This is a genomic window from Rhodococcus tukisamuensis NBRC 100609, assembly GCF_001894985.1.
Lineage (GTDB): Bacteria > Actinomycetota > Actinomycetes > Mycobacteriales > Mycobacteriaceae > Rhodococcus_G > Rhodococcus_G tukisamuensis.
Map to the genome: position 1 here is coordinate 13,915 of NZ_BCXG01000003.1, position 24,731 is coordinate 38,645.

A 24,731-nucleotide genomic window follows, 5' to 3' on the forward strand; every position below is an offset into this window, starting at 1 on the left:
CCTCCCGATCCGCGGGCCGCTCAGCCCGTCGCGCCGACTCTACGATCGACCACCGACGGTCCGCACAGGCGGGCGGCGCTCAGCCCGGGTCGTACTGCTTCAACGGTCTCGTCCCCCCGAGGTACGAGAAGGTTCACTTTGCGTTTGGTCGGGCCTAGACTCGGACGCGATCGGCTACTCGACCAGCCAAAGCTTCTGCGCGAATCCGACGATGGGCGATGCGATGGAGCAAACAAGACACAGCCCGCGGAGCACACCGTGAGCGCCGAAGTCCCCCTCCCCGAACAACCCAGCCCTGCCGCATTCGATGCGCTGTACCGCGGCGACTTCGAGACCTTCAGGCGCGCCGCGCCGCCGTCCGACACCGCGCGGTACACCGAGTTCCAGTTCGACCGCGTGCCGTGGGACATCGGCGAAGCCCAGCCGGTGGTCCGCGATCTGGAGGCCGACGGCCAGATCGCCAGCGAAGTCCTCGACATCGGCTGCGGGCCCGGCGAGAACGCAATCTTCCTCGCCGGCCGCGGATACCAGGTGTGCGGACTCGACGCCGCACCCGCGGCCATCGCCATCGCACGCGAACGCGCCCGGCAGCGCGGGCTCGGGGAGGCCGTCGCCTTCGACGTCGCCGACGCCACCACCATGACCGACTACACCGACCGCTTCACGACCGTCGTCGACAGCGCGCTCTACCACTGCTTCCCCGAGGGCCAGCGCCACGGCTACGTCGCGGCCCTGCACCGTGCCGCCCGCCCGCACGCCCGGCTGCACGTGCTGTGTTTCTCCGACCGGGTCCCCGACGAGTTCCCCGGACCCTTCCGGATCAGCGAGGACAACCTTCGTGGCACGCTCGCCGACGCGGGCTGGGTGGTCCGACGGCTCGAGGCCGCCACCTACACCACCGCGTTCACCCGAGCCGACCTGGCGCAACAGCCCACGTCGTCGCTGGCGGCCGTCGCCTCCGGACTCGGCTTCGACTCCGACGACCGCCTCCTCGCCCCGGCCTGGCTGGCCACGGCCGAACGTTCTTGACCGCGATGAACACGGTGGCACTGGAGTTGGTGCCGTCCGAGCTGCGGGCAGGCGTGGGCCGGGCCGTCGAGGAGGCTCACGCGGCGGCAGAACTCGGCGTCCGCCACGGGCTGGCCGACCGCGTCGGACACGTGATGATCCCGGGGATCATCTCCGAGGACTCGGATCGTCCCGTGGCGCTGACGCCGCGGATGGACGTGCTGGACTTCTGGGAGGCGGCGCGACCGTCGCTCGGCGCCGTCGCCGGCCTGTGCACCCAGGTGACCGTGTTCCAGGACGGGCCGCACCTGGCCGGACGCGTCCGGCGGTTGCGTGACGCCGGCATGGACGGCATCACCTTCGTCGGCAAGCCGCACGGGCTGCCCGCCGCCGACGCTCCCGGCGTGACCCCCGACGAGGCCCTCGTTCGCTGCCGCGATCTGATCCCGCACCGCGGCGTGGTGCTGATCCCCACGCGGCGAGGCGAACACGACAGGTTCGCGGTCAAGTGCGCCAGCGGGGCGACCTTCGCCCTGACCCAGTTGCTGTACTCCGAACGGGTCGTGGGATTCCTGCGTGAGTTCGCGACCCGTTCCGAGCACCGCCCCGAGATCCTGCTGTCGTTCGGGTTCGTCCCCGAGATGGAACACCAGGTGCGACTGATCGACTGGCTCATCCGCGATCCTGGGAACGAGTCGGTCCGTCGGGAGCAGGAGTTTGTCGCAAGCACCGCGACCGGCTCCCCGAAGCAGCGTCGACGCGACCTGCTGGATCTGTACCGCCGTGTCGTCGACGACATGCGCGATCTCGAATTTCCGCTGAGCGTGCATCTCGAGGCGCCCTACGGAATCTCCGGGGCCGCGTGCGAGACCTTCGCCGTGATGCTCGACTACTGGTCACCGCGCGGGGCGGCGGGTCGGTGACGAGACACCCGGTGGCGCGGTGTGCGGCCGGGCACGGCGTTCACCGCACGGCCGAGCGCCGCGCGGGCGGCTGCGGCTCGAAGTCGGCGTCCCGAAGTCGGCGGGTGGCCAACCGGTAGGCAAACGTGAATCCCGGCCAGTTGTTGGTGTTTCGGCCCGAGTCCGTCGTGTACCAGCTGGTGCAGCCGCGATCCCACACCGTGGCACTGATGCGCCGCTGCACCACCGCATTCGACTCGCGCTGGGTCTCGGCACGGACGTCGAGCCGCCGCACCTCACCGCCCGACAGTCGGCCGACTGCCTGCATCACGTAGCGGATCTGCGACTCGAGCATGAACACGATGGAACTGTGCCCGAGGTTCGTGTTCGGTCCGTAGAGCAGGAAGAGGTTCGGGAAGCCGGACACCGTGATGCCCAGATGCGCCTCGGCTCCCTCGGCCCACTGCTCGTGCAGTCCGCGACCGTCGAGTCCGGTGATGTCCATCGGGGCCAGGAAGTCCGTTGCGGCGAAACCGGTCCCGAGGATGATCGCGTCCACCCGGTGCCGCGTACCGTCCCCGGTGACCAGGCCGTCGGGCATGATGGTCGCGATGGCGTCGGTGACGACCTCGACATTCAGTCGGGTCACCGCGTCGTAGAAATCGCTGGACAGCAGGATCCGTTTGCAACCGATCGGGTCGGTCGGTGTGAGCCGGGCGCGCACGTCGGCGTCCCCGACTCCGCGGCGCAGGTGACGCCGGAACCGAAGATCGACCGCGGCCATCAGCCGCGGGACGCGGGTGAACGCGATGGCCCGCGCCTCGAACGTCCAGTAGGTGAACCAGCGCGAGAGCCGTTGCAGGGCAGGAACCCTCGCGAATGCCGCCAGCACGGCCGCAGGATAGGGGTAGTCCGCCTTGGGCAGCACGTGCGCCGCCCCACGCTGGAAGAGCCGGAGTTGGTGCACCCGCGGCGCGATCTGCGGCACGAACTGGATCGCCGAGGCGCCGGTGCCGATCACCGCCACGTCCTTGTCGTCGAGGTCGTACTCGTGATTCCAGTTGGCCGAGTGGAAGATCTCGCCCTCGAATGACTCGATGCCGGGAATCCGCGGCCACGCCGGGCGGCTGAGCTGCCCGCAGGCCGACACCAGGACATCGGTGCGATGGACGGTGCCGTCGGCCAGTCTCACGTCCCAACGGTTGTCCTCGGCGTCGAAGCGCGCGCCGGCAACCTCGGAGCGAAACCGGATGTGCCGCAACACGTCATACTTGGTCGCGCAGTGCCGCAGGTAGTCCAGGATCTCGCGTTGCGGGGCAAACCGGCGGGACCAGTCCGACTTGGGCTCGAAGGAGTACGAGTACAGGTGCGACGGGACATCGCAGGCCGCACCCGGATAGGTGTTCTCCCGCCAGCAGCCGCCGAGGTCGTCGGCCTTCTCGAAGACGGTGATGTCCTCGATGCCGGCCTTCCGCAGGGCGATCGCCATGCCCAGGCCGCCGAATCCACTGCCGATGATCGTCACGGACGGTCTGTGTGATCCCAATTCCCTGCCCCCGTTCGTCCTCGTTCCAGGTATGACGCCATGGGCGCAGCCGCGTGAGCGCTACCACCGGTGCTCCCCGGCCGAGAAGTTACCGGATTCGGCAATGCATGGATCGGCGACGGCGAGGGAGAGGTCCCCGCTCATGCTGCTTGCACAGTCACCGGAAGTGCGACCATCATTCAAAGATGACGGAACTCTCGGCTGCCGATCTGGCTCTCGAGCAGGTGGATGCCGTACGAGAACGACCCGCGAAGCGTCTCGAACTGCTCGCACGGACCTATCACGGCCCGCACGGGCGGGCGCCCGACCACTTGCCCTTCCGCCGTGCTGCTCTCGCGTTCATGCGCTGGGAACTGGCGCGGGGTGTGCTCGCGTCGCTGCACACGACTCCGGCGGGCAGCCCGTGGTGGCGCGCCGTCAACGAGCGCTTGCTGCGGGACGGCTGCGAGGCGGTTGCCCGGAGCGCCGGACTTGGGGGCGCGCCGTCGTCCCCGGTGATACGCCTGTGGATGTCCTTTGTCGCGGATCCTCGTGGCCGGACCTGGTACCGGGCACACAACGCGAGCATCGTTGCCGCCTACCTGGAAAACCGTGGCCTCGCCGAGCAGGAGAACGCGGCCGAGCGCTTCTTCCTCAATGTGATGTTGCTGCGGATGCTCTATGCGCATGCACTGGTGTCCGCGCCCCGGCTGGCCCTGCGGCGATTGAGCGGAATCGGTCCGGCACTGGGCGATCCCACCGTCGCCGTGACCGGAGTCTTCCTCTCCCTCGCTCGCATCGTGCCGGACAGGTATCCGCTGGAGCGCGACGTTCACGAGTACATCGCCGACGAGAACCCCCTGGGCCGGATGCTGGACTACGGGATCATCCAACCCCGATTGCAGCGTCTGTACGAGTGGTCTGCGGAAGAATTGCGCGAACCCGGAGTACTCGGGCTGGTGCGTGACGGAAATCCTGTCTACGCCTGGCCTTTCGAGGACCGGGACGTGTGGGAGCCGGTGCGGCCGACCCGGACCGTCCGCACGCTCCGGCGCCTGCTCCCGGCCGACTGATCACGACCGGACCCGATCGCGGACCGTCCCACAACTTGGACCACCGTCCAGCTCCGGCCGGTCGGCGGGCCCGGCAACACCTAGGCTGGCGCATCGTCCCCAACCGAAGGGAAGTACCGGTGCCTGCAAATCGCCCCGCCTGGCTCGCAACACTCGCAATGAGCGTGCTGGTGATCGCGCAGGCCGCCGCGGATCCGAGCGGCCTGCTGAGTCTGCTCGGCTGGACGGGGGCTCACCTCTGGCCGATCCGGGCGCCCTGGCAGATCGCGCCCTTCGTCGTCTACCTGCCGGTGCTGCTCGGACTCACGTGGTGGACGGTGCGGACGATCGCCGGCTCCCGCTGGCTGTTCGCGGCCACCGCCTCGGGTGTCGTGCTCGCGGTGCTGCTGGCCAAGTTCGCGATGTCACTGGTGGCGGCGGGAAACCTCGCGGCCGCGGCGTGGGGCAGCGGTTTCGCCCTCGCCAAGGCGATTCCGGCCGCATTGATCGTCGCGGGCGTCGTCGCGGTGGCCGGCCGACGGCGCCAGGTCCCCGACCCGCTCCCGCAGGCGCCATCGGTCTGGGTCGGGGCCTTGGCCTTCGGCGACCTCGCCCCCGTCCTGGCGGGACAGTGGTGGGCCGGCGCCCCGTACGACCGGTGGATGCCCGCACCCAACACCCTCAACGGGGCGTTCGCCACGATCGGCGGCGTCGTCGTGCTCGCCCTCGGGGCGATCGGCTGCCAGCGAGTGCTCGGTCGCCGGGTGACGGGCGGGCCTGCCGCGACCTTCCTCGCCGGGTGGTTCGCGGCGATGTGGGCCGGCGCGCTGCTCGCCCTGGCCGCGACGCTCGTCGGACTGCTCTCCGACGACAGCTTCGCCGGTGACCTCTGGCCGCTGATGGCCACCTACATCCGGCTCGCGGACGGCGTCTCCTACGGCGCCTGCACCGGCTGGATCGTCGGGCTCGCGGCCGTGTGGGCCCGGCGTCGTTCGGCGCAGCACGACGCCGAGCAGTCGGCGCCCGATCCGGCCCGCCGCCAATTGGTGCCCGTCGGCGCGGTCGTGCTCGCCGCGATCGTGGTCGCGGTGCCGCTCCTGGCCACTGCGGACGCCGAGCCCGCGCCGCCCGCCACGGCCGACGCGATCGCCGCCGCCGAGACCGGCACCCTTCTCCCCCTGCGTGTCTCGGGTGACACGATCACCGACACCGCGGACCGCGAGGTCCTTCTGCGCGGCGTCAACGTCAACCAGCTCGTCGACTTCTACGCGCCCCGCCCGGAGGTCCCGCCGACCTTGCCGCTGACCGAGCAGGACTTCGCGGGCATCGCCGCGGACGGGTTCAACGTGGTGCGGCTCGGCCTGTCCTGGTCGGCCCTCGAGCCGGACCGCGGCCGTTACGACGAGGCGTACGTCGACCGGATCCGGGGCGCCGTCGCGCAGGCCAAGGCGCACGGCCTCTACACCGTGCTCGACATGCACCAGGACGGCTGGTCGAACGCGCCGTCGCCCGACGACGTCAGCTGCCGGCCTGGCGCCTCGCCGATGTGGGGCTACGACGGCGCCCCCGATTGGGCCACGATCACCGACGGCGCACCGCGCTGCCAGTTCACCGGCCGCGACATCTCCCCGGCGGGCGGCCGCGCGTTCAACAACTTCTACTACGACACCGACGGCGTGCAGGACCGGCTGGTGCAGGCCTGGGCGATGCTCGCGGGCGAGTTCAAGGACGAGCCGGCCGTCGCGGGGTACGACCTGCTGAACGAGCCGAACTTCGGCGAGACCGCGCCGCTCACCTCGTCGCTGCTGCTCGGCCGCTTCTACGACCGGACCATCGATGCCATCCGGGAGGCCGGCGCCGAGCAGATCGTCTACTTCGAGCCGAGCATCCTGTGGTCCGGCCTCGGGTTCGACAGCGGCCCTCCGCCCGGCTTCACCGACGACCGCAACATCGTCTTCTCCCCGCACCTGTACGCGGAGTCGATCACCGTGGACGCCTCGCTGGGCCTGCCGACGATCGTCAGCATCGAACGGGGCTTCACCCTCGCCGACCGGGTGGCCCGCATGTACGGCGTCCCGTACTGGAGCGGCGAGTACGGCTTCTGGGGCGACGATCTCGTCGAGAAGGCCACCCGCTTCGCGACGGCGCAGGACGCGCACGCCCAGGGCGGCGCCTACTGGGTGTGGCGGCAGGCCTGCGGGGACCCGCAGAACGGCATCCAGGAACTGGGCGACGGGCTGATGCCCGTCCTGTGCAGCACCGGGGCCGACGCCCCGCGGAACACCGCCCTGCTCGACCAGCTCACCCGCGCCTACCCGCGATTCGCGCCCGGGCGGATCACCCACCTCGCGGCCGACGGCGACCGACTGGAGCTGACCGGCCGCGCCGGTGAAGGTAGTTGCCGACTCGAGGTCTGGTTCCCCGGCGAGCTCGGCGGCGGCGCCTCGGCCGTCGACACGGTCGGGATCGAGGGCGTCGAGATCGCCCCGGCCGGCGGCGGAATGCTGCTCACCGGTTGCGCCACCGGGGATTACGAGTTGCGGACCGGCGCGACGGGAAGCTGACTAGCGGGCGCCGATCTCGGCGCGGTCCACGGTGACCAGCAGGGCCAACGAGTCGGCGGTACGGGCGCAGAAGGCGTCGGCGTCTGCGAGCCCGCTGGTGAGGCCTCGCATTGTGGTGGCCGCCATCAACAGGTCGAATACGGCCTCGGAGACCGCGGCGTTGGCGTCGCCGGAACGTTCCGGGAAGGCCGCGGCCACCCGCGCGGTCAGCGCGGCGCGGGCGGGGTGCTCGGATCGTGTGACCAGGCGCTCGTAGACACCCTCGTCGGAACGATAGGCGGACAGCAGCCCCGGGATCGCCGCGCGGGTGGCGGGTTCCGCGATCCGCACCAGGAACATCCGGGTCCACGTGAGCAGGTCCGCGTGCAGGTCGTCGGTGACCTCGGGCAGGGCGACGTCCTGCATACCGAAGATCGCGTCCTCGATGAGCGACTCCCGGGTCGCCCAGCGCCGATAGATCGCGGCGGTGCCCAGCTTCGCCCGGCGGGCGATCGCGGTGATGGTGGTCTTCTGGTAGCCGCATTCGACCAGCAATTCCCTGGTGGCGGCGAGGATGGCCTCGTCGACCTGCGGATCGCGAGGTCGTCCCACTCCGGCGGTGCCGGTCCGGCGATCTCTGCGTTCATCCACAACCGCGGACAGTACCGGACGTCTTTCGGCGAAACCAATACGTTGCGGAGCGCTCCGCAATAGATTGTCGTCAGGCATCCATCGACGAAAGGGCAGGCCATGATCACCCCGCACGACGAATTGCTCATCCACCAGCTCCCCACGACCCTCGATCACGTCTCGCAGAGCGACCTGCGCTGGACCGAGCGCATCGTGATGTACGGCTTCGACAAGTCCGGCGAGATCAGCATCATGACCGGCCTGGCGAAGTACCCGAACCGCAACGTCCTCGACGCCTACGCCATGGTCACCCGCAAGGGCGAGCAGGCCCGCGTGGTGCGCATGTCCACCGAGCTGAACCCGCAGACCGGTGCCCTGAACGCGTTCAGCGTCGGGCCGTACACGTACGAGATCGTCGAGCCGCTACGCAAGGTGCGCTCCACCGTCGAGTCCAACGAGCACGGGCTGAGCCTGCAGCTCGACTTCACCGGCGACTTCCCGGTCTACGAGCAGACCGCGGCCTTCCACCGCAGCCGCGGACGGGTCCGCGAGGACGCCCGCCGCTTCTACCAGAACGGCACCATCACCGGCTGGATCGAGATCGACGGCGAGCGCATCGAGATCGACCCCGACAACTGGTGGTTCGGCCGCGACCACTCGTGGGGCGTGCGCCACGGCGGCGGCGGCGGCAGCCTGTCCGAGGGAGGGAACATGCAGCCCTCCGAGGTGCCCGCCGGCGTCCTCTACTACATGGGCATCTTCCAGTTCGAGGACGAGGTGGTGCATTTCGCGCAGCGCGAGACCCACACCGGGGAGCGCTGGCAGTTCGAGGGCGAGGTGCTCTTCCCGATCGACTCCGGCAAGGAGCCGCTGCCGATCATCGACGTCGAGCACGACCTGGACTTCCGCGACGACCTCCGCGTCGTCAAGTCCGGCACGTTCACCGTGCACCGCGCGGACCGCTCGACCGACGTCATCGAGGTCAAGCCGGTGTGCGACTTCTGGCCGGGCCTGGCCGGGTACGACGAGTACAACGGCTACGCGTCGGGCATGTACCGCGGCAAGGACTTCAGCGACAGCTTCGACGTGGACATCACCGACGTCGACGAGATCCGCAAGGTGAGCATGCTCAGCGAGACGCTCTGCGAGGTCCGGATGGGCGACAAGGTCGGGCACGGGCTGGTGGAGATGGTGTTCATGGGCGTGAACCCGCGCTACGGCTACACCGACTGGAGCGCCAACCGATCCGGCGCGGACAATGGCTGAGCGGGTCGCGCCGGAAGACCTGGCGGCAGCCCTCGAACCAATTGTCCAGCAGCGTATTCCGGGTGCACAGAACGCGAAGATCGTCGACTGGAAGCGCACCGAACGCGGGTTCTCCACCGAGACCTACCTGTTCAACCTCGAGGGTGCCGAGCACGAGTCGGCCGGGTACGTCTTCCGCCGGCCGCCCGAGGTCTCGCTGTTCCCGGACTACGACCTGCGGCGCCAGTACCTGGTCTCGGAGCGGCTCGCGACGACCGACCTCCCGGTCCCCAGCGTCCAGTGGATCGACGCGGACGACAACCCGCTCGGCACTCCGTACTACGTGATGGACCGCATCGGTAATGCCGAGGCGCCCAGCGACTTCCCGTCCTACCACACCGCCGGCAACTACTTCGAGGCCGACGAGCAGGGTCGGGCGAAGATGTGGTGGGAGTGCGTGGAGACGATGGCGCAGGTGCATCTCCTCGACCCCGAGGAGCTGCGGCTCGGGTTCCTGGCGATGCCCAAGTTCGGGGACAAGCCGGTCGAGCAGATCGTGAACTACCTCGACTGGGCCGTGCGCTGGGCGGCGCCGGAGCTGCCCCCGGTGATGGAGAAGGCCCTGACCTGGCTCAAGGGCAACCTCTACGAGCCGGAGCACGTGACGCTGGTTTGGGGCGACGCCCGCATGTCGAACATCCTGTACACGCCGGAGCTGTCCGTCGCCGGCGTACTCGACTGGGAGATGGCGTATCTGGGCGACCACGAGGCCGACCTGGCCTGGGTGCTGTTCCTGGACTGGGCGTGCAGCGAGTACGAGGGACACCCGACCCTGCCCGGCACCCCGACGCGGGAGGAGACCATCGCCCGCTACGAGGAACTGACCGGCTGGAAGGTGCAGAACCTGCTGTTCAACGAGGTGCTCGGCGCGGTGCTGCTCTCGGTTCCGCTGCTGCGCCTGTCCACCCATCTGAACCTCGGTGACAACGTCAGCATCAGCGGGTTCTGCATGGCGCGACTCGAACAACTCCTGGGCGAGGCCTAGAAGTTGTTCACCCCCCCGGCGAACTGGATGGAGTTCGCCGGGGGCATGGGCCTCGGGTGTCGGTGTGGGTCGGAAGACACACACCGACACCAGGGGCCTTTCTCACGTGCGCCGAGGGCGGCGACGGCAGCGCCCTACGATGATCACGCGGCGACGATGAGAGACAATCCTGGCCTCCGAGAGGTGATATCGGCCGGCGCTTGTACAGGTGGTAGCCGGGGCTGCTGACCCCGAGCAGACGGCAACAGATCTTGACCGGGTGCCCGGCATCGACAAGTGAATCGATCACCGGGTGAACCCTTTTGGGGCGGGAAGGCTCTCCCCGAGCAGCTTCGAGGCTTCAAGGAGGATCTCGACCTCGGCCTCGAGTTGTCGGATGCGTTTGTTGCTCGAACTTCACACCGAGTTGGGTAAGAAACCTTGGGGTAGGTCATCTCAACCAAACCGGGGGACAGTCCCTTTCAAACTGACCTCAGTCCCTGTGCACTGCCAACCTGCGATGTGTAACAAACCATCGACGCCAACCTATTGTCAGGTCGTGAGCATTCCTAACTATCTCGACGACGCCGCCCGGTTTCGGGTTCGCACCGCACTCGCCTGCTCGATGGCGGTCGTGGGGCTTGCCGCGTCGGCGCCGGCCGCGACGGCCGCACCCGTATCGAGTGCACCCGCCGACTGCGTCCCCTTCGGCACCGCGCAGGTGCCGCCCGGTCTGCCATCGTTCGGAGCCAGGGATGGGTTGGCGGGCCTGCCGGAGTTTGCGGGGTCGGGCGCCCCGGCGAGCGTCGAACTGCGTACCCAGACCACACAGTTCAACAAGTTCTGGGACTACGCACTTGCCGGGAACGCGCTGCTCACCCGGCCCCGGGTGTGGAATGGCGCCAACCCCGAGCCGTGGCGATACGCCCCGCTGCCGACATGTCTGCGCGAGCGCCTAGTCGGGATCTCGGTGGACGACGACGAGTTGGTCGCGGTCGACGAGGACGGATGGATCTACACCATGGACAACGCCTCACAGGCCCCGGTCTTCTGGAACTGGACTTCCTCGTTCGGGGCGCCGCTGTGGACCGGCAAGGGCAAGCAGTTGCCCGGCGGCGACCCCGGAACCTGGGCGTTGAGCGTCGGATCACCCTGGGACAACCAGACTTACGCGGACGTCGCGGGCCGGATCCACTTCTTCGGGCTCGCGAAGATGACAATGGTGCCCGCGCTGACCGGTGACGGCAGCCGGATCACCTACGCGGACCCGTGGCTGCCCGACGACGACAGCTACGAGATCGGCGGACCCGTCGGCGGGCGCTTCCAGTCGATCGCGCTGTCCTCCTCGGCCTCGACAACCTTCGTGATGAACAAGTACGGCGACATGTACACCCGCAACTACGACATCGACGGTACCGGAGGGGATTCGGTGTTCTTCCGCTACAGCTGGGACGATCAGACCGGCAAACCCACCGCGCCGAACTCCGCCTTCGAAGCGTGGTTCAAGAACTACGCCGCGATCCAACTGCCCGCGCAGGACTGGGTGCACCAGCCCAAGATCCCGGGCGAGATCACCTCGGCGATCAGCGTGCACTCCACCGGTGTGGGCCCGGACCGCCGGGAGCTGCGCGTGGCCGGCAAGAGGGACGGACGCACCGGATTCTGGCGCAAGGACCTGACCGCCCCGGTGTGGGAGTTCACACCCACCGGCGCGCCGCTTCCCGGCACCTCAGTGCGGAACTCGCAGGCGGACCGATCCTCGGACACCCTTGCGCCCCCGGCTCCGTGGAACCTGTCTGCGCCGCTGCCCGGCCGCGACACCGTCGTCGACGCGCAGTTGCTCGTCGACTGGCAGGTCCCGTATTCGATCCTCGATCCCCGCCTGCTCGACGAGGCCGGCCTGAAGGCGGGGCCGTCCGGGTACCGGCTGTCCGTCGAGCATTTCGATCCGGCCGCGACCACCCGGCCCGCCACGGTGACTGCACCCGACGGGAAGACGTTCCCGGTACTCCTGCACACCGCGGACGGCCTGCGCCTGGGGCCGCGCGGCGCAGGCCTCGACGATCAGCCCAGGCACCTCGTCGGCGCCATCGAGGTACCCCGCGCCGCCTTCGACGCGCGGGGCGCGGATCCGACCCTCGACGCGTTCGTGCGGGACTGGTCGCGGGGCAAGCGCGTGGCACCCATCACCCTCAGCGCCACCGATCACGACCTGGTCGTGCGATAGCCACGCACGCTCCTTCCGATGATCGCGGATCCACAAAGGGCGCTCTGCCCGAAGCTGACGTCCGCTAGTCGGCCGGCAGGAATGTGATCGATCGGGCCGGCCAGCGTGGCGGCAGCCGGATCGCCGTGCCGCCTCGCCCCGGTTTGATCCGGGGCGAGGCGGATCGCTACATGTACAGCGCGTTGAACACGTCACCGTACTTCTCGTGCACGGCGCGCCTCTTGATCTTCAGGCTTGCGGTGAGCTCCCCGCCTTCCGGTGTCCACTCGGTCGGCAGCACCCGGTAGCGCTTGACCTGTTCCACTCGCGCGAGGTCCTCGTTGGCGAGCTCGACCGCGCGGTCGATCTCCGCGATCACGTCGGGATGCGTCGCGAGGTCCGGCGGCGACGCGACGTCGATGCCCTGCGCGGCAGCCCACGCCGTCACCGCCTCCTGGTCGAGCACGATCAGTGCCACCACGTACGGCCGGCGGTCGCCGTAGGCCAGCGCCTGACCGACCAGGGGGTGCTTGGTCAGCAGCGCCTCCACCGCAGCCGGCGCGATGTTCTTGCCGCCCGACGTGATGATCAGGTCCTTCTTGCGGTCGATGATGTAGAGGTGTCCGTCCTCGTCGACCCGACCGACATCGCCCGAGTGCATCCAGCCCTCGTCGTCGGTCACGGAGACGACGGATCCGTCCTCCTGGAGGTACCCGGCCGCCACGATCGGGCCGCGCACCAGGATCTCGCCGTCCTCGAGCAGCCTGATCTCGGTGCCCGGGATCGGGGTGCCGACCGAACCGAACCGGAAGTCCGTCTCGCTCGTCGAGGTGGCCACTCCGGTGGTCTCGGTCATCCCCCAGGCCTCGACGATCGCGATGCCCTGCTCCCGGAAGTACTCCTGCACGTCCACCGGCAGCGGCGCGGCGGCGCTGCACGCCCAGGTGACCTGGTCGAGTCCGACGTCCGCGAGCGACGAACCCGGTCGCGACCGCAGCGCCGCGGCGAGCTTCTCCCAGATCCGGGGGACGCCGAAGACACTCGTGGGGCGCGTCTGGCGGAGCACCCCGACCAACTGACCCGGATCGGGGCAGAACGTCACGTGGCCGGCCTTGTGGATGGCCATGTAGACCGACACCATGCGTTCGGCGATGTGCGCCAACGGCAGGTAGCAGACACTGCGGAAGTGCTGGGGCGTCGGCGCCGCCGCATCCCTGGCCTCGGCATTGGCGATCACGTTGCGGTGGGTGAGCAGCACGCCCTTGGGCACGCCGGTGGTACCGGAGGTGTAGATCAGCGTCACAGGATCGACCTCGTCGATCTCCCGCCAGGCGGCCTCGAACGCGTCGAGGTCGGTCTCCTCCGTCACCACGTCCGACCACCTGACGAAGCGTTCGTCGTCGGCCACGCACGCCTCGGGATCCAGCACGACCACGCGCTCGAGGTCGGGCAACTGGTCCAGCACCGGCAGCCAGCGTTCGACCTCGGCGGTGCCCTCGAGCACCGCCACCCTGGCCCGGCTGTGCTGGGCGAGGTACGCGATCTGGGAGGACGGCATCGTGCCGTAGACCGTCGCCGGGAGCGCACCGAGATGCACGACCGCCTGGTCCGTCAGCCAGTGTTCGGGACGGCTGGACATCATGATCGCGACGCGATCACCCTTGTGCACGCCCAGGCGGGAGAGCCCCAGCGCGATCCTGGCGATGCCCGTCCGGGTCTCGCTCCAGGTCAGGACATGACCGTCGTGGGACAACGCGGGCATGTCGCCGTACTGCTCGGCGTTGCGGTGGAGTAACTCAGGAATCGTCGACATTGCAGAGCCTTTCACTGAAGTGCGGCCGGAGCCCGGTCGGGTCGGATCGAAGTCCGGAGATGGTGCGTCAGCCGACGGTCACGGACGGCTGGGTGGATCTGGTGCCGGCCTGGCGGCGGTAGTCGGCGCGGCGAAGGAATCGGGTGCGCACCCAGTACGACAACGTCGACTTGGGCCACAGCAGCGTGTTGCGCCCGGTGACGGGATCCTGGTACCAGCTCTTGCATCCACCGGCCTGCCAGACGGTCGAGGAGAGCCTCCCCTGCAGGAACTGGTTGAAGCGGTCCTGGGCGTCCCGCCGAACCTCGATCACGCCGCCGCGTCCCGCGTACCGCAGGCACTTGGCCATGTATCGGGCCTGGGCCTCGATCATGAAGACCTGTGAGTTGTGCCCCAGGCCCGTGTTCGGGCCGCACAGCAGGAAGAGGTTCGGGAACCCCGCCACGGTCGTCCCCAGGTACGCCTCCGGACCCGACTCCCACTGCGAACCGAGGGCCACGCCGTCGCGGCCCCGGATCGGGACCCGGCTGAGGCTGTTCTGGGCGTCGAAGCCGGTGCCGAAGATGAGGACGTCGGCGTCGTATTCGGTTCCATCGGTGGCGACCACGGACTGTGCACGGACCTCCTCGACGCCGGCGGTGACGACGTCAACGTGCGGCTTGGCGAGGGCCGGGTAGTAGTCACTGGAGATGAGCAGTCGCTTGCAGCCGATCTCGTAGTCCGGCGTGAGCTTTGCCCTCAGCTCGGGATCGCGGATCTGCCGCTGGAGGTGCCCCGAGGCGAGGGCCTTCGTGGGACCCATCTTGGACGTGTCCGAGACGAATCCCTTGGCCCGCTTCTCGTGAATCCAGAACAGGCGCGCGCGGCGATTCCATCGCTTGATCGGGTTGCGGCGCATCTCTTCCCGTTCGTCCTCACTGAACGCGCGATTGACCTTGGGAACGATCCACGGGGCGGTCCGCTGGAAAAGCGCGAGCTTGGCGGTCCGGTCGACGATGGCGGGAACGAACTGGATCGCGCTCGCACCGGTGCCCACGACGGCCACCCGCTTGCCGTCGAGGTCGCACGAGTGATCCCAGTGCGCGGAATGGAACACCGGGCCCTGGAAGTTCTCGATGCCAGACAGCTTCGGGTAGGAGGCGTGGTGCAGGACCCCCATCGCGGACACCAGGAATCGTGCCCGGAAGACCGCGCCGTCCTCCGTGTCGACCCTCCAGGACCCGTCCTGCTCGTCCCAGTCGGCACCGGTGACCTTGGTGCCGAAGCGAATACGCTCGGTGATCCGAAGTTCCGCGCTGGTGTCGCGGAGGTACTCCAGGATCTCCTGCTGCGGCGCGAAGAGGTGTCGCCAACCCGGGTTCTGCCGGAAGGAGAACGAGTAGAGCGGCGACGGGATGTCGCAGGCACACCCGGGGTAGGTGTTCTCGCGCCACGCACCGCCCACGTCGTCGCCCTGCTCGAGGAGCAGGTAGTCGAGCCCGCCCGCGCGGGAGATCGTCGCGGCCGCCGCGAGGCCGGAGAAGCCGGCGCCGAGAATGAGCACGTCTGTCCATGTCGAATCATCTTGTGCGTTGGGAGAAGTCATCGTTGATCCTGTTCGATTTGCGGCTCCGGTGGCGCCGGCGGCGGCGGGACGGACTGGCCGAGTGAGCGGTAGATGGCATCTACGAGGGCCCGTCCGCGCTCATTGAGCAGCGTCCCCGGGCCCTGCTTGTTCATGGTGTAGCCGACGCTGAGGCCGAGCTCGGGGTCCGCGAACCCGATCGAGCCGCCCGACCCGCAGTGGCCGAAGGCACGGCTTCCGATCCGCATGCTGTGTCCGTCGCCGAGGTGCGCGCCGTTGTCCATCGACAGCATGAACCCGCCGCGGAACCTGGTCCGCATCAGCAGGGTCGCGTCCAAGCCGTCGGACACCGGCATCGAGTGCGCCAGAGCCGATTCGAGACCTCCGAGGCTTCCCACGACGGGACCACGAAGGACGTTCGCGTACATCTGCGCGAGTCCTCGCCCGTTCGTGACACCGTTCGCCGCGGGGATCTCCGCGGCCCGGCCGGCGCGGGTGTTCACGCCCACGCGAGACCAGTCCCCCGAGTTGAACACGAAAAGATTCGGGATCGAACCACGCTGGTGGAGTGCGGCATCGATGAAGGGCGTGGTGGTCACCTCGCCGGCGATCCCCTTGACGATCGGAGCGACGCGCGGCTCGATCTCCGGCGGCAGGCCGATCCAGAAGTCGAGCCCCTGCGGACCGGCGATCTCCGACGCGAAGAACCCGCCGATCGACGAGCCGGTGACGCGACGCACCACCTCACCGAGCACAAACCCGAAGGTCACCGGGTGGTAGCCGTGCCGCTCGCCCGGCCGCCAGAACGGCGCCTGGTCCGCGATCCGGCCGACCATGTACTCCCAGTCCTCGAGCATGCCGGATCCGAGCGGCTCGCTGAGCACGGGGATCCCTGCCGAGTGATTGAGCAACATGCCTATCGTGATGTCGCCCTTGCCGTTCGCACCGAACTGCGGCCACACCTGCGTCACCGGCATGTCCTCGCGGATCTCGCAAGACGCCAGGAGCAGGTGGACGCAGAGCGCGACCGCGGCCTTGGTGCACGAGAACACGACACCGACCGTGTCCTGTTCCCATGGCCGGCCTGTCTCGGGGTCGGCGACACCGCCCCACAGGTCCACCACCGGCCTGCCGTCCACCAGCACGTGCAGGGACGCTCCCGCCTCGCCGCGCGCGGTGAAGTTCCGGTCGAACTCCTCTGCCACCGCGGCGAAGGCCGGGTCGACCACGCCACTCACCGGCGCTGCGGCTCCTGCTCGATCGCAATTCGTCATTGCGACAGCTCCTTTCATGAGCGACGAGGAAAGGCGGGTCAGCGGTAGAGGCCCTGGGTGTTGATCCCCGCGCCCCCGTCGACCCGCAAGGACTGGCCGGTGATGGCGCCGGCCCCGGACGACATCAGGAACAACACCGACGCCACCACCTCGTCCACCTCGACCAGGCGCTTCATCGCGACGTTCCGCAGCACCCGGTCCCGGGTCTCGTCCGGCATCGAGAGGACCTTGGGGGTGGCGACCAGCCCGGGGACGATCGCGTTGACCCTGATGCCTGCATCGGCCCACTCGGCCGCCAGCGTGCGGACCAGTCCGAGCACTCCCGCTTTGGCGGCCCCGTACGACACCTGACCGGGCAGACCGTCCAGGGCCCCTGTCGAGGAGAACAGGACCAGATTCGCGCGGCTGCTCTCGGCCAGCGCGGCGTAGGCGGCCTGCGCGGTCCAGAACTGGGACATCAGATTCGACTCGATGTCCTGACGGAAGACGCTCGGGGAGAACGACTTGGCGCGGTGGACGGTCGCGACGCTGGCGGCGGCGCCGATCAGGCAGTCCAGCCCCCCGAGGCGGGACACCGCGCCTTCCACCGCGCCCGCCGCGGCCGTCTCGTCCGCGAGGTCGGCCTCGAAGAGCGGGATCGACGCGAGGTCGCCCGGCAGGGCCGTTCCCGGGCGGTCGATTCCGGCGACCTCGCAGCCGAGTGCCGCGAGGGCCCCGATCAGCGCGGCGCCGATCCCGCCGGCCGCACCCGTGACGATGACCTTCACGCCGGGACCCGGGCCCGTTGCGGGACCAACTGATGACAACTCCATGGCGGACAACCGCCTTCCTGTGTACATCGACCTACTGGATGATGTTTGCGCCCAACGGCATTGGGTCGATCAAACGATCGACCGCTCGAATGCGCATCAAGTTACCCACGTCACTGCGACTCCGTCAATGGGGCACGGAGGGGGTAGACAACCACCCCGACCCAAAGCTAAAGTGAATTCAGTTTACCAACGAGAGGTGGAACATGTACGAGACTTTGATCTACTCCGTCGCAGGCCCCGTGGCCACGATCACGTTCAACCGCCCGGATCGCCTGAACACCATCGTTCCGCCGATGCCCGACGAGCTCCAGGACGCGATGACGAAGGCGAATCGCGACCCGGAGGTCAAGGTGGTTGTCGTCCGCGGCGCCGGCCGATCATTCTGTGCTGGTTACGATTTCAGTGGCGGATTCAAGCACTGGGACGACCAGCTGACGACCGACGGCAAGTGGGACGCCGGCAAGGACTTCGTGATGGCGACCGCGCAGTCGGAGTCCCCGACCCAGAAGTTCATGAGCATCTGGCGTAGCCCCAAGCCGGTGATCGCCCAGATCCACGGCTGGTGCATCGGCGGCGGCAGCGAGATGGCCCTCGGCGCCGACATCGTCATCGCCTCCGAGGACGCCCGGATCGGCACCCCGTACGCGCGAATGTGGGGCTGCCACCTCTCCGGCATGTGGATCTACCGACTCGGGCTGGCGAAGGCCAAGGAGTACGCTCTGACCGGCAAGCCGGTCTCGGGCGTGGAGGCAGCGGAGATCGGACTCATCAACAAGGCGGTGCCGTTTGCGGAACTCGAGGCCGAGGTTGCACGGCAGGCCGCGCAGCTCGCCAGCATTCCCGTCTCCCAGCTCTCCGCGATGAAGCTCATCGTGAACCAGGCGTACGAGAACATGGGCCTGGCCAGCACCCAGATGCTCGGACCGATCCTCGACGGCCTGATGCGCAACACCCCCGAGGCGCTGGAGTTCATCGAGCTCGCCGAGAACCAGGGTGTCGGCGCTGTCACCACCCTGCGGGACACGCCGTTCGGGGACTACAGCACCGCACCCAAGGAAGAGCAGCCGGACCCGAACAATGTCATCATCCCCTGACAGATCCCCCCACGCGCTGACGGCCCGAGGTGGCGCCACTCGGTTGCGCCTCATCGAGGCCGCCCGCGCGGAACTGCTGGAGACCGGCGGCACCCTGGAGGTGGCCAAGGTCGCGGCTCGCGCCGAGGCCTCTCCGGGGCTGCTCTACCGGTACTTCGGCGCAAAGGACGGCCTGGTCGCGGCCGTCGTCCACGCCTTCTACGACGCCTATGACGACGCGGTGTTCGCCGTCCCGGTGTCCGCGGACCTGGGCTGGATCGAGCGGGAGCGGCTGCGGTTGTCCAGGGAGATCGACTTCCTGCGCGAGGATCCGCTCGCCCCGATCGTCGTGGGCAGGCGACTGCGCGAGCCGTCGGCCTCCCAGGCCGACGCCGAGCGGCTCGCGACCCAGATCGACATGGCCGCGCGCAACATCGCGCACGCACAACGCAGCGGCGAGGTCGATCCCGCGGTCGACGCACGACTGGCCGCGGCCGCGTTCCTCGGCGCGTTCCGCGAACTCATGGCCGAGGCCATGAGCCGCGAGGTCACCCCCTCACGGCAGGACCTGCTGGACACCATCTGGCGCCTCGGCACCAGCATCATCCCGGGCACCTGAACAACCCGGCGCCTGTAAGGCCCAAAATTTGTCGTGCACAGTCGATTCCATCGGGAACCGACTGTGCACGACGACTATGTGGCTCACCAATCGGTGCTGCCGCCGAACAGCCACGTCCCGGTCATTCGACACCGCCGCACGAGCCATGCCCGCTCGCGTGCGGCCACAGGAGACAAACATGGGAAACCTCGCACTCAACCTCGCGGCCAGCGCCGCGAACACCCCGCATGCGCCGGCCCTCCGACTGGGCGACCTCACGCTGGACTACGCGGCCGTCGATGCCGCCGCCGCACGGGTCGCCGGACTGCTCCGGGACCGGGGAATCCGGCCGGGCGACGTCGTCGGGATCTGCCTGCCGAACGTGCCGTCCTTCGCCATCTGCTACTACGGCGTGCTCAGGGCCGGCGGTGTCGTCGTCCCGCTCAATCCGCTCCTGAAGGAGCGTGAACTGACGTACCATCTCGCCGACTCGGGCGCCAAGGTGCTCTTCGCGTGGGAGGACGTCGCGGAAACTGCCCAGGCCAGTGCCGCCGCCACCGGAACAGAACCGATCATCGTGACCGCCAACGGGTTCGACGAGCTCCTGGCACTGGCCGCGCCCGCGCCCGGGTACGAGGAACGCGACGACGACGACACCGCCGTCATCCTCTACACCTCCGGCACGACGGGCAGGCCCAAGGGCGCCGAGCTGACCCACGCGAACCTCTTGGCCAACTGCGACGTCGTGGCCGAGGTCCTGCTCAACCTCTCGCCGAGCGACGTGGTCCTGGGCGCACTCCCGCTGTTCCACGTCTTCGGCCAGACCTTTGCGTTGAACACGGTCGTCAAGGTCGGTGCCCTCCTCACGATGTTGCCTCGGTTCGACCCGACGGCGGCTCTCGAGGTGCTGGAACGAGACGGCGTCACCGTGTTCGAGGGTGTCCCGACGATGTACACCGCGTTGCTGAACCATCCCGACGGCAAGTCGTTCGACCTGTCCGGTCTGCGGTTGTGCGTGTCCGGTGGTTCGGCGATGCCGGTCGAGGTGATGCGCGGTTTCGAGCAGGCCTTCGGCTGCACCGTGCTCGAAGGGTACGGCCTGTCGGAGACCAGCCCGGTGGTCTCGTTCAACCTCCCCGATCGCGAACGCAAGGCCGGCTCGATCGGACTGCCGGTACCCGGCGTAGAAATGCGCCTGGTCGACGACGCCGGCCTCGAGGTGGGCGGCGACGAGGTCGGCGAGATCGCCATCCGCGGACACAACGTGATGAAGGGGTACTGGGGCAACCCGTCCGCGACCGCCGCGGCGATCCCTGACGGCTGGTTCCGCACGGGCGATCTGGCCCGCCGCGACAGCGACGGCTACTACTTCATCGTCGACCGGAAGAAGGACCTCGTCATCCGGGGCGGGTACAACGTCTACCCCCGCGAGATCGAGGAGGTGCTCTACGAGCACGAGGACGTCGCGGAGGTCGCCGTCATCGGCGTTCCCGACGCGAGACTCGGCGAGGAGGTCTGCGCCGTCGTGGCCCTCAAGCCCGGCGGCACCGCGACTGCCCAGGACCTGGTCGAGCACGCGAAGCACCGGATTGCCGCCTACAAGTACCCACGTCACGTGGTACTCGTCGACGCCCTGCCGAAGGGCGCGACCGGGAAGATCCTCAAGCGGGAGATCGTGGTGCCGTCCGACCTCGGAAGCGATCTGTCCGGCATCCGCTGAGTCTGGCGAATGCCGACCGGTTCCAGGCGTCGGTCGTCCTGCTAGATTTTTTCCTGCAAGACGCCTGGAACCGGTTGGTGGTTCACGTCGGAGGTGAAAGTGGCGAGAAACCTTGGCCTCGAGGCCGGTGTCGACGTGGCCGGGCAGATCAGAGTCGGGGCGGCTCGGCTCTTCCACCAACGTGGGTACGGCACAACCACGATCCGCGAGATCGCCGAGTCCGCGGGAATCTCGTCGTCGACGATGTACCACCACTATCGGAACAAGCAGGATGTGCTGTTCGCGATATCCCGGCAGTTCATGATCGACTTCAACGACGCGCTCCTCCCGGTGCTCGGCGACTCGACGCGTCCGCCACGTGATCGACTCGACGAGGCGATCACGCTCCATCTGAAGATCAGCAGCGCGCGGCGCACCGAACTGCTCACCATTCGGGGCAACCGCGGTGCCCTCTCCCCCGACCAGTTGGAAACCGTCGTCGGTCTGCAGGCCACCTACCAGCGGGCGGTTCGCGACACCGTCGCCGCCATCCGCGGACCGAAGGCCGGCGGAGGCGATGTCGAGATCACCACCCTGGCACTGATGGATCTGATAAACGGGGTGTGCCAGTGGTTCGACCCGTCCGGGCGCCTGTCGATCGACGAGGTCGCGGACCGCTACCGGCACATCGCCCGATCACTGGTGATCGGTGCGGCCCCCTAGCCGGAGGACGGCGCCCGTCCCGGCCGCGGTGACGTAGAACTCCCCCGAACCGGTTGCACCACAACAGATGTTGGTGGGCATGCTGCCCGCGGGCAGACGGTAACTCGCCTCGTGGGCACCCCCGGGACCAATCACGTCGATGCGGTCACCACTGGTGGTCGCGACCCAGAGTCGACCGCCGGCGTCGACGGCGAGCCCGTCGGGATGCCCGTCGGCCACCGTGCCCACAACCTCTCGACTCACGAGACGACCCTGTTTCACATCATATTTCGCTATCTGGCCGCTGACTGTCTCGGTCAGGTAGAGCCGGTCACCGTCAAAGGCGATCCCGTTGACGAAGACCGGACCCTCGAGCTGCAGTTCTGCTTCGCCGCTGTCGATGTCGACCGCCCAGACGCGCCCGGGCAGCGCGCTCTCCGGGTGGGCAAAGTCGACCTCCTCCCGCGAGTCGGTGACCCACAACCGCCCGTCCGGCCCGAAGACCAGGTCGTTGGGCGCGTCCATCCCCGTCGCGAGGTAGGACACCATCCCGTCGCGGATGACCTGGATTCCCGGCTCGGCCGGGCCCTGCGCCGCCCAGATGCCACCGTTCTGGGCGACATAGAGCGCGCCGTCGGGACCGAGAGCGAGACCGTTGGGACCGCCGCCCACCCGGTGCTCGACCGCGACTGTTCCGTCGAGGTCGAGGACGAGCACCGAGCCACGGCTCATCGACACCACGGCGATCCTGTTGCCGGGCAGGACGATCGGCCCCTCGGTGAAGCCGAGGCCATCCGTGAGCAGGGTGACGTCCATGTCAGCGCGGCAGGCCGAGCACGCGCTGGGCGATGACGTTGAGCTGGATCTCGATGGTCCCGCCGCCGATCAGCACCGCCGGGACGCCCAGGTAGTCCTGGACGTACGGCTGCTCAGGGCTGCCGACCAGGCCCAGCGGCCCGAGCAGCCGGATCAGTGCATCGGATCCCTCGCGCTGGGCGATTGCGTGGAAGACCTTCTGCACGCTGGTAGCCGACCCGGTGGCGTCCTCGGTGCCGTGCAGTCGGTGCAGCACGGTCTTCAGGTTCATCGCGCCCACCGAGAGCTCGCGTGCGGTGTTGCGGCCGAGCACCCGGACCACCTCGTCGCGGGTGGCGCCGTATTCACCGCCGTCGAGCAGCTGCCGCACCGTCGCCGCCGCGCCGTGCCCGAACTTTGCCGTGCCCATCTTCAGCCGCTCGTTCGACAGGGTGGTGACGGCCAGGCGCCAGCCGTCACCGGGGCCGGCGACGACGCAGTCGTCGGGCACGAACACCTCGTCGAGGAACACCTCGTTGAACTCCCAGACCCCGGTGGCCTGCTGCAGTGGCCGCACGTCCACACCCGGCGAGGCCATCTCGATCAGGAAGTACGTCAGGCCCTTGTGCTTCGGTGCGTCCGCGTCGGTCCGCGCCAGGCACACGCCCCAGTCTGCCTCCCGCGCTTGCGAGTTCCACACCTTCTGCCCGGTGAGCACCCAGCCGCCGTCGACCCTGCGTGCCTTGGTGGACAGACCCGCGAGGTCCGATCCGGCACCGGGCTCGGAGAACAACTGGCACCAGATGAGCTCGCCGCGCAGCGTCGCGGACACGAACCGGTCCCGCTGCTCGACGGTGCCGTGCGTGATGAGTGTGGGCAGCACCCACTCGGCGATACCCGTGTTGGGCTGGTCGAGGCCGCGGCGCGTGAACTCGTCGGCGATCACCGCCTGCTCCACCGCGCCCGCGTCCTGCCCGTAGGGCAACGGGTAGTGGGGCGCGGCCAGGCCCTCCGCCGCAAGCCGGGCCCGCCGCGCGCCGCCGCGGGTCGGTGCCCAGCCCTCCGTCGCGATCTCGTCGTCGGGAAGAGCAAGAACGTCGTCGAGCACCGCGGCGACCCGCGCCCGCAGCTGCGGCAAGGTGTCCTCGTCGATGAACGAGAAGTCGCGCTGGGTGTGCAGGGCCGCCTCGCCCAGCCGGGTCGACCAGGCGTCCTCGGTGCCCACCGCGGAGGCGACGGCAACCGCCCGCCGCCAGTACAGGTGTGCGTCGTGCTCCCAGGTGAATCCGATACCGCCGAGCATGCTGATGCAGTCGAGCGCCTGGTCGACGCCGGCCGGCGCCGCAGTGAGTGCCGCCTGCGCCGCGACGAGTCGCTGCTGGTCGGAGGCGTCGTCGGCCGCACGGGCCGCGTCCCATACTGCGGCGCAGGCGATCTCCGACCGGACCAGCATCAGTGCGGCCTTGTGCTGGACCGCCTGGAAGCTGCCGACCGGGCGTCCGAACTGGTGCCGGGTGCGCACGTAGTCGACGGCGGTCTCCACACACCACGCCGCGATCCCGCTGGCCTCCGCCCCCAGGAGCGAGGTGACGATCAGGTCGACCCGGGCCGGATCGACCCCGGCCAGCGCCCGGTCGTGCGGAATCGGGTGACCGGCGAGCTCGAGCCGCCCCACCGACCTGGTCGGGTCGAGCGCCTCGCAGGGCGTCACCTTCGCGGTCGTACCGGGCCCGTCGAACTCGGCGCGGTCGAGCCAGAACCACAGGTCCCCGCCGGGCGTGTCCGCCAGTGCGGCACGTACGAGAACCCGTTCGGCACCGGGCAGTCCGAGACTCGGGTCGGAGGTCCCCTTGACCTCCCAGCCGCCGGCCGCCGGCCGCGCCGTCAGCCGGTTCCCGGCGACGAGTGCACCGGTGGCGCCGCCGTCGAAGGCGACGAGCAGACCGTCGGCGCCGTTCGATGCGGTCGCGGCAACGGCACTCGCGAGCACCGTGGGGAGATAAGGACCCGGGAACATGGCCATACCGAGCTGCTCGACCACCACCGCGAGCGCCGGCAGCCCACACTCCGAGCCGCCCACGGCCTCTGGCAGGTGCATGTTGTGCAGGCCTTGACGCACCACTGCGTCCCACACCGGGTCGGGGCCGGTACCGGCGGACAGGGCGTCGAACTGGATGCGGGTCTGCGCGATCGGCGCGCTCCGGCGGGCGAAGGCCGCGACGGAATCCGCGAGCGCCCGCTCGTCCTCGGTCATCGGTAGAGCCAT

General features: G+C 68.9%; 19 protein-coding genes. 11 read left to right on the plus strand and 8 right to left on the minus strand.

Features of this window, described 5'->3' with window-relative positions; genetic code table 11:
* The first annotated feature begins 258 nt into the window (after nt 1-258).
* Nucleotides 259-1,029 carry a class I SAM-dependent methyltransferase gene (locus RT2_RS04060; protein WP_072843259.1) on the plus strand — a complete coding sequence of 257 codons (771 nt, stop codon included), beginning with the start codon at nt 259-261 and terminating at the stop codon, nt 1,027-1,029.
* A gap of 5 nt (nt 1,030-1,034) precedes the next feature.
* Entirely contained in the window at nt 1,035-1,931 is an 897-nt protein-coding gene (locus tag RT2_RS04065) for a mycobacterial-type methylenetetrahydrofolate reductase (RefSeq protein ID WP_072843260.1), read from the plus strand.
* A gap of 40 nt (nt 1,932-1,971) precedes the next feature.
* Here RT2_RS04065 and RT2_RS04070 read toward each other — a convergent pair whose 3' ends face one another.
* Nucleotides 1,972-3,435: a flavin-containing monooxygenase gene (locus RT2_RS04070; protein ID WP_255312498.1), complete on the minus strand. Its 1,464-nt coding sequence runs from the start codon at nt 3,433-3,435 to the stop codon at nt 1,972-1,974.
* Nucleotides 3,436-3,641: 206 nt separating this feature from the next.
* On the opposite strand from RT2_RS04070, the gene RT2_RS04075 reads away from it, so the two are divergent.
* Nucleotides 3,642-4,508: a hypothetical protein gene (locus RT2_RS04075; RefSeq protein ID WP_072843262.1), complete on the plus strand. Its 867-nt coding sequence runs from the start codon at nt 3,642-3,644 to the stop codon at nt 4,506-4,508.
* 119 nt (nt 4,509-4,627) lie between these two features.
* Entirely contained in the window at nt 4,628-7,051 is a 2,424-nt protein-coding gene (locus RT2_RS24965) for a glycoside hydrolase family 5 protein (protein ID WP_139191155.1), read from the plus strand.
* Here RT2_RS24965 and RT2_RS04085 read toward each other — a convergent pair whose 3' ends face one another.
* Nucleotides 7,052-7,681 carry a TetR/AcrR family transcriptional regulator gene (locus tag RT2_RS04085; RefSeq protein ID WP_245709217.1) on the minus strand — a complete coding sequence of 210 codons (630 nt, stop codon included), beginning with the start codon at nt 7,679-7,681 and terminating at the stop codon, nt 7,052-7,054.
* Between the two features lie 99 nt (nt 7,682-7,780).
* On the opposite strand from RT2_RS04085, the gene RT2_RS04090 reads away from it, so the two are divergent.
* From RT2_RS04090 to RT2_RS04100, 3 genes are all read left to right on the plus strand, one after another.
* Nucleotides 7,781-8,926 carry an Rv3169 family protein gene (locus RT2_RS04090; protein WP_072843264.1) on the plus strand — a complete coding sequence of 382 codons (1,146 nt, stop codon included), beginning with the start codon at nt 7,781-7,783 and terminating at the stop codon, nt 8,924-8,926.
* Complete coding sequence (locus tag RT2_RS04095) at nt 8,919-9,950, plus strand: phosphotransferase family protein (RefSeq protein WP_072843265.1); 1,032 nt, start codon at nt 8,919-8,921, stop codon at nt 9,948-9,950. Before RT2_RS04090 ends, RT2_RS04095 begins: the two co-directional genes overlap by 8 nt.
* Nucleotides 9,951-10,554: 604 nt before the next feature.
* Nucleotides 10,555-12,156, plus strand: a complete 1,602-nt coding sequence (locus tag RT2_RS04100; protein WP_072843505.1) for a hypothetical protein — start codon at nt 10,555-10,557, stop codon at nt 12,154-12,156.
* Between the two features lie 166 nt (nt 12,157-12,322).
* Here RT2_RS04100 and RT2_RS04105 read toward each other — a convergent pair whose 3' ends face one another.
* The 4 genes from RT2_RS04105 to RT2_RS04120 all read right to left on the minus strand — a co-directional run bounded on the left by RT2_RS04105 (nt 12,323) and on the right by RT2_RS04120 (nt 17,553).
* On the minus strand, nt 12,323-13,948 hold the full coding sequence (locus RT2_RS04105) for an AMP-dependent synthetase/ligase (RefSeq protein WP_072843266.1): 1,626 nt from the start codon (nt 13,946-13,948) through the stop codon (nt 12,323-12,325).
* Nucleotides 13,949-14,015: 67 nt separating this feature from the next.
* Nucleotides 14,016-15,533 (minus strand): flavin-containing monooxygenase, encoded by a 1,518-nt coding sequence (locus tag RT2_RS04110; RefSeq protein ID WP_072843267.1) that lies wholly within the window; start codon nt 15,531-15,533, stop codon nt 14,016-14,018.
* The gene (locus RT2_RS04115; protein WP_169888147.1) at nt 15,530-16,750 is read right to left on the minus strand and encodes a serine hydrolase domain-containing protein; all 1,221 of its coding nucleotides are present in this window, start codon (nt 16,748-16,750) and stop codon (nt 15,530-15,532) included. The genes RT2_RS04110 and RT2_RS04115 overlap by 4 nt, the downstream gene beginning before the upstream one ends.
* A gap of 74 nt (nt 16,751-16,824) precedes the next feature.
* Nucleotides 16,825-17,553 (minus strand): SDR family NAD(P)-dependent oxidoreductase, encoded by a 729-nt coding sequence (locus RT2_RS04120; RefSeq protein WP_245709216.1) that lies wholly within the window; start codon nt 17,551-17,553, stop codon nt 16,825-16,827.
* A gap of 248 nt (nt 17,554-17,801) precedes the next feature.
* On the opposite strand from RT2_RS04120, the gene RT2_RS04125 reads away from it, so the two are divergent.
* The 4 genes from RT2_RS04125 to RT2_RS04140 all read left to right on the plus strand — a co-directional run bounded on the left by RT2_RS04125 (nt 17,802) and on the right by RT2_RS04140 (nt 21,691).
* Nucleotides 17,802-18,692, plus strand: a complete 891-nt coding sequence (locus tag RT2_RS04125) for a crotonase/enoyl-CoA hydratase family protein (protein ID WP_072843270.1) — start codon at nt 17,802-17,804, stop codon at nt 18,690-18,692.
* Nucleotides 18,693-18,735: 43 nt separating this feature from the next.
* Entirely contained in the window at nt 18,736-19,290 is a 555-nt protein-coding gene (locus RT2_RS04130; RefSeq protein WP_169888149.1) for a TetR/AcrR family transcriptional regulator, read from the plus strand.
* 178 nt (nt 19,291-19,468) lie between these two features.
* Entirely contained in the window at nt 19,469-20,989 is a 1,521-nt protein-coding gene (locus RT2_RS04135) for a long-chain-fatty-acid--CoA ligase (RefSeq protein WP_072843506.1), read from the plus strand.
* A gap of 99 nt (nt 20,990-21,088) precedes the next feature.
* Nucleotides 21,089-21,691 (plus strand): TetR/AcrR family transcriptional regulator, encoded by a 603-nt coding sequence (locus RT2_RS04140; RefSeq protein WP_169888153.1) that lies wholly within the window; start codon nt 21,089-21,091, stop codon nt 21,689-21,691.
* On the opposite strand, the gene RT2_RS04145 is transcribed toward RT2_RS04140, so the two are convergent.
* Nucleotides 21,665-22,486 (minus strand): SMP-30/gluconolactonase/LRE family protein, encoded by an 822-nt coding sequence (locus tag RT2_RS04145; RefSeq protein WP_072843273.1) that lies wholly within the window; start codon nt 22,484-22,486, stop codon nt 21,665-21,667. The two genes, RT2_RS04140 and RT2_RS04145, sit on opposite strands and share 27 nt — an antisense overlap.
* Nucleotide 22,487: 1 nt before the next feature.
* Nucleotides 22,488-24,731, minus strand: a complete 2,244-nt coding sequence (locus tag RT2_RS04150) for an acyl-CoA dehydrogenase family protein (RefSeq protein WP_072843274.1) — start codon at nt 24,729-24,731, stop codon at nt 22,488-22,490.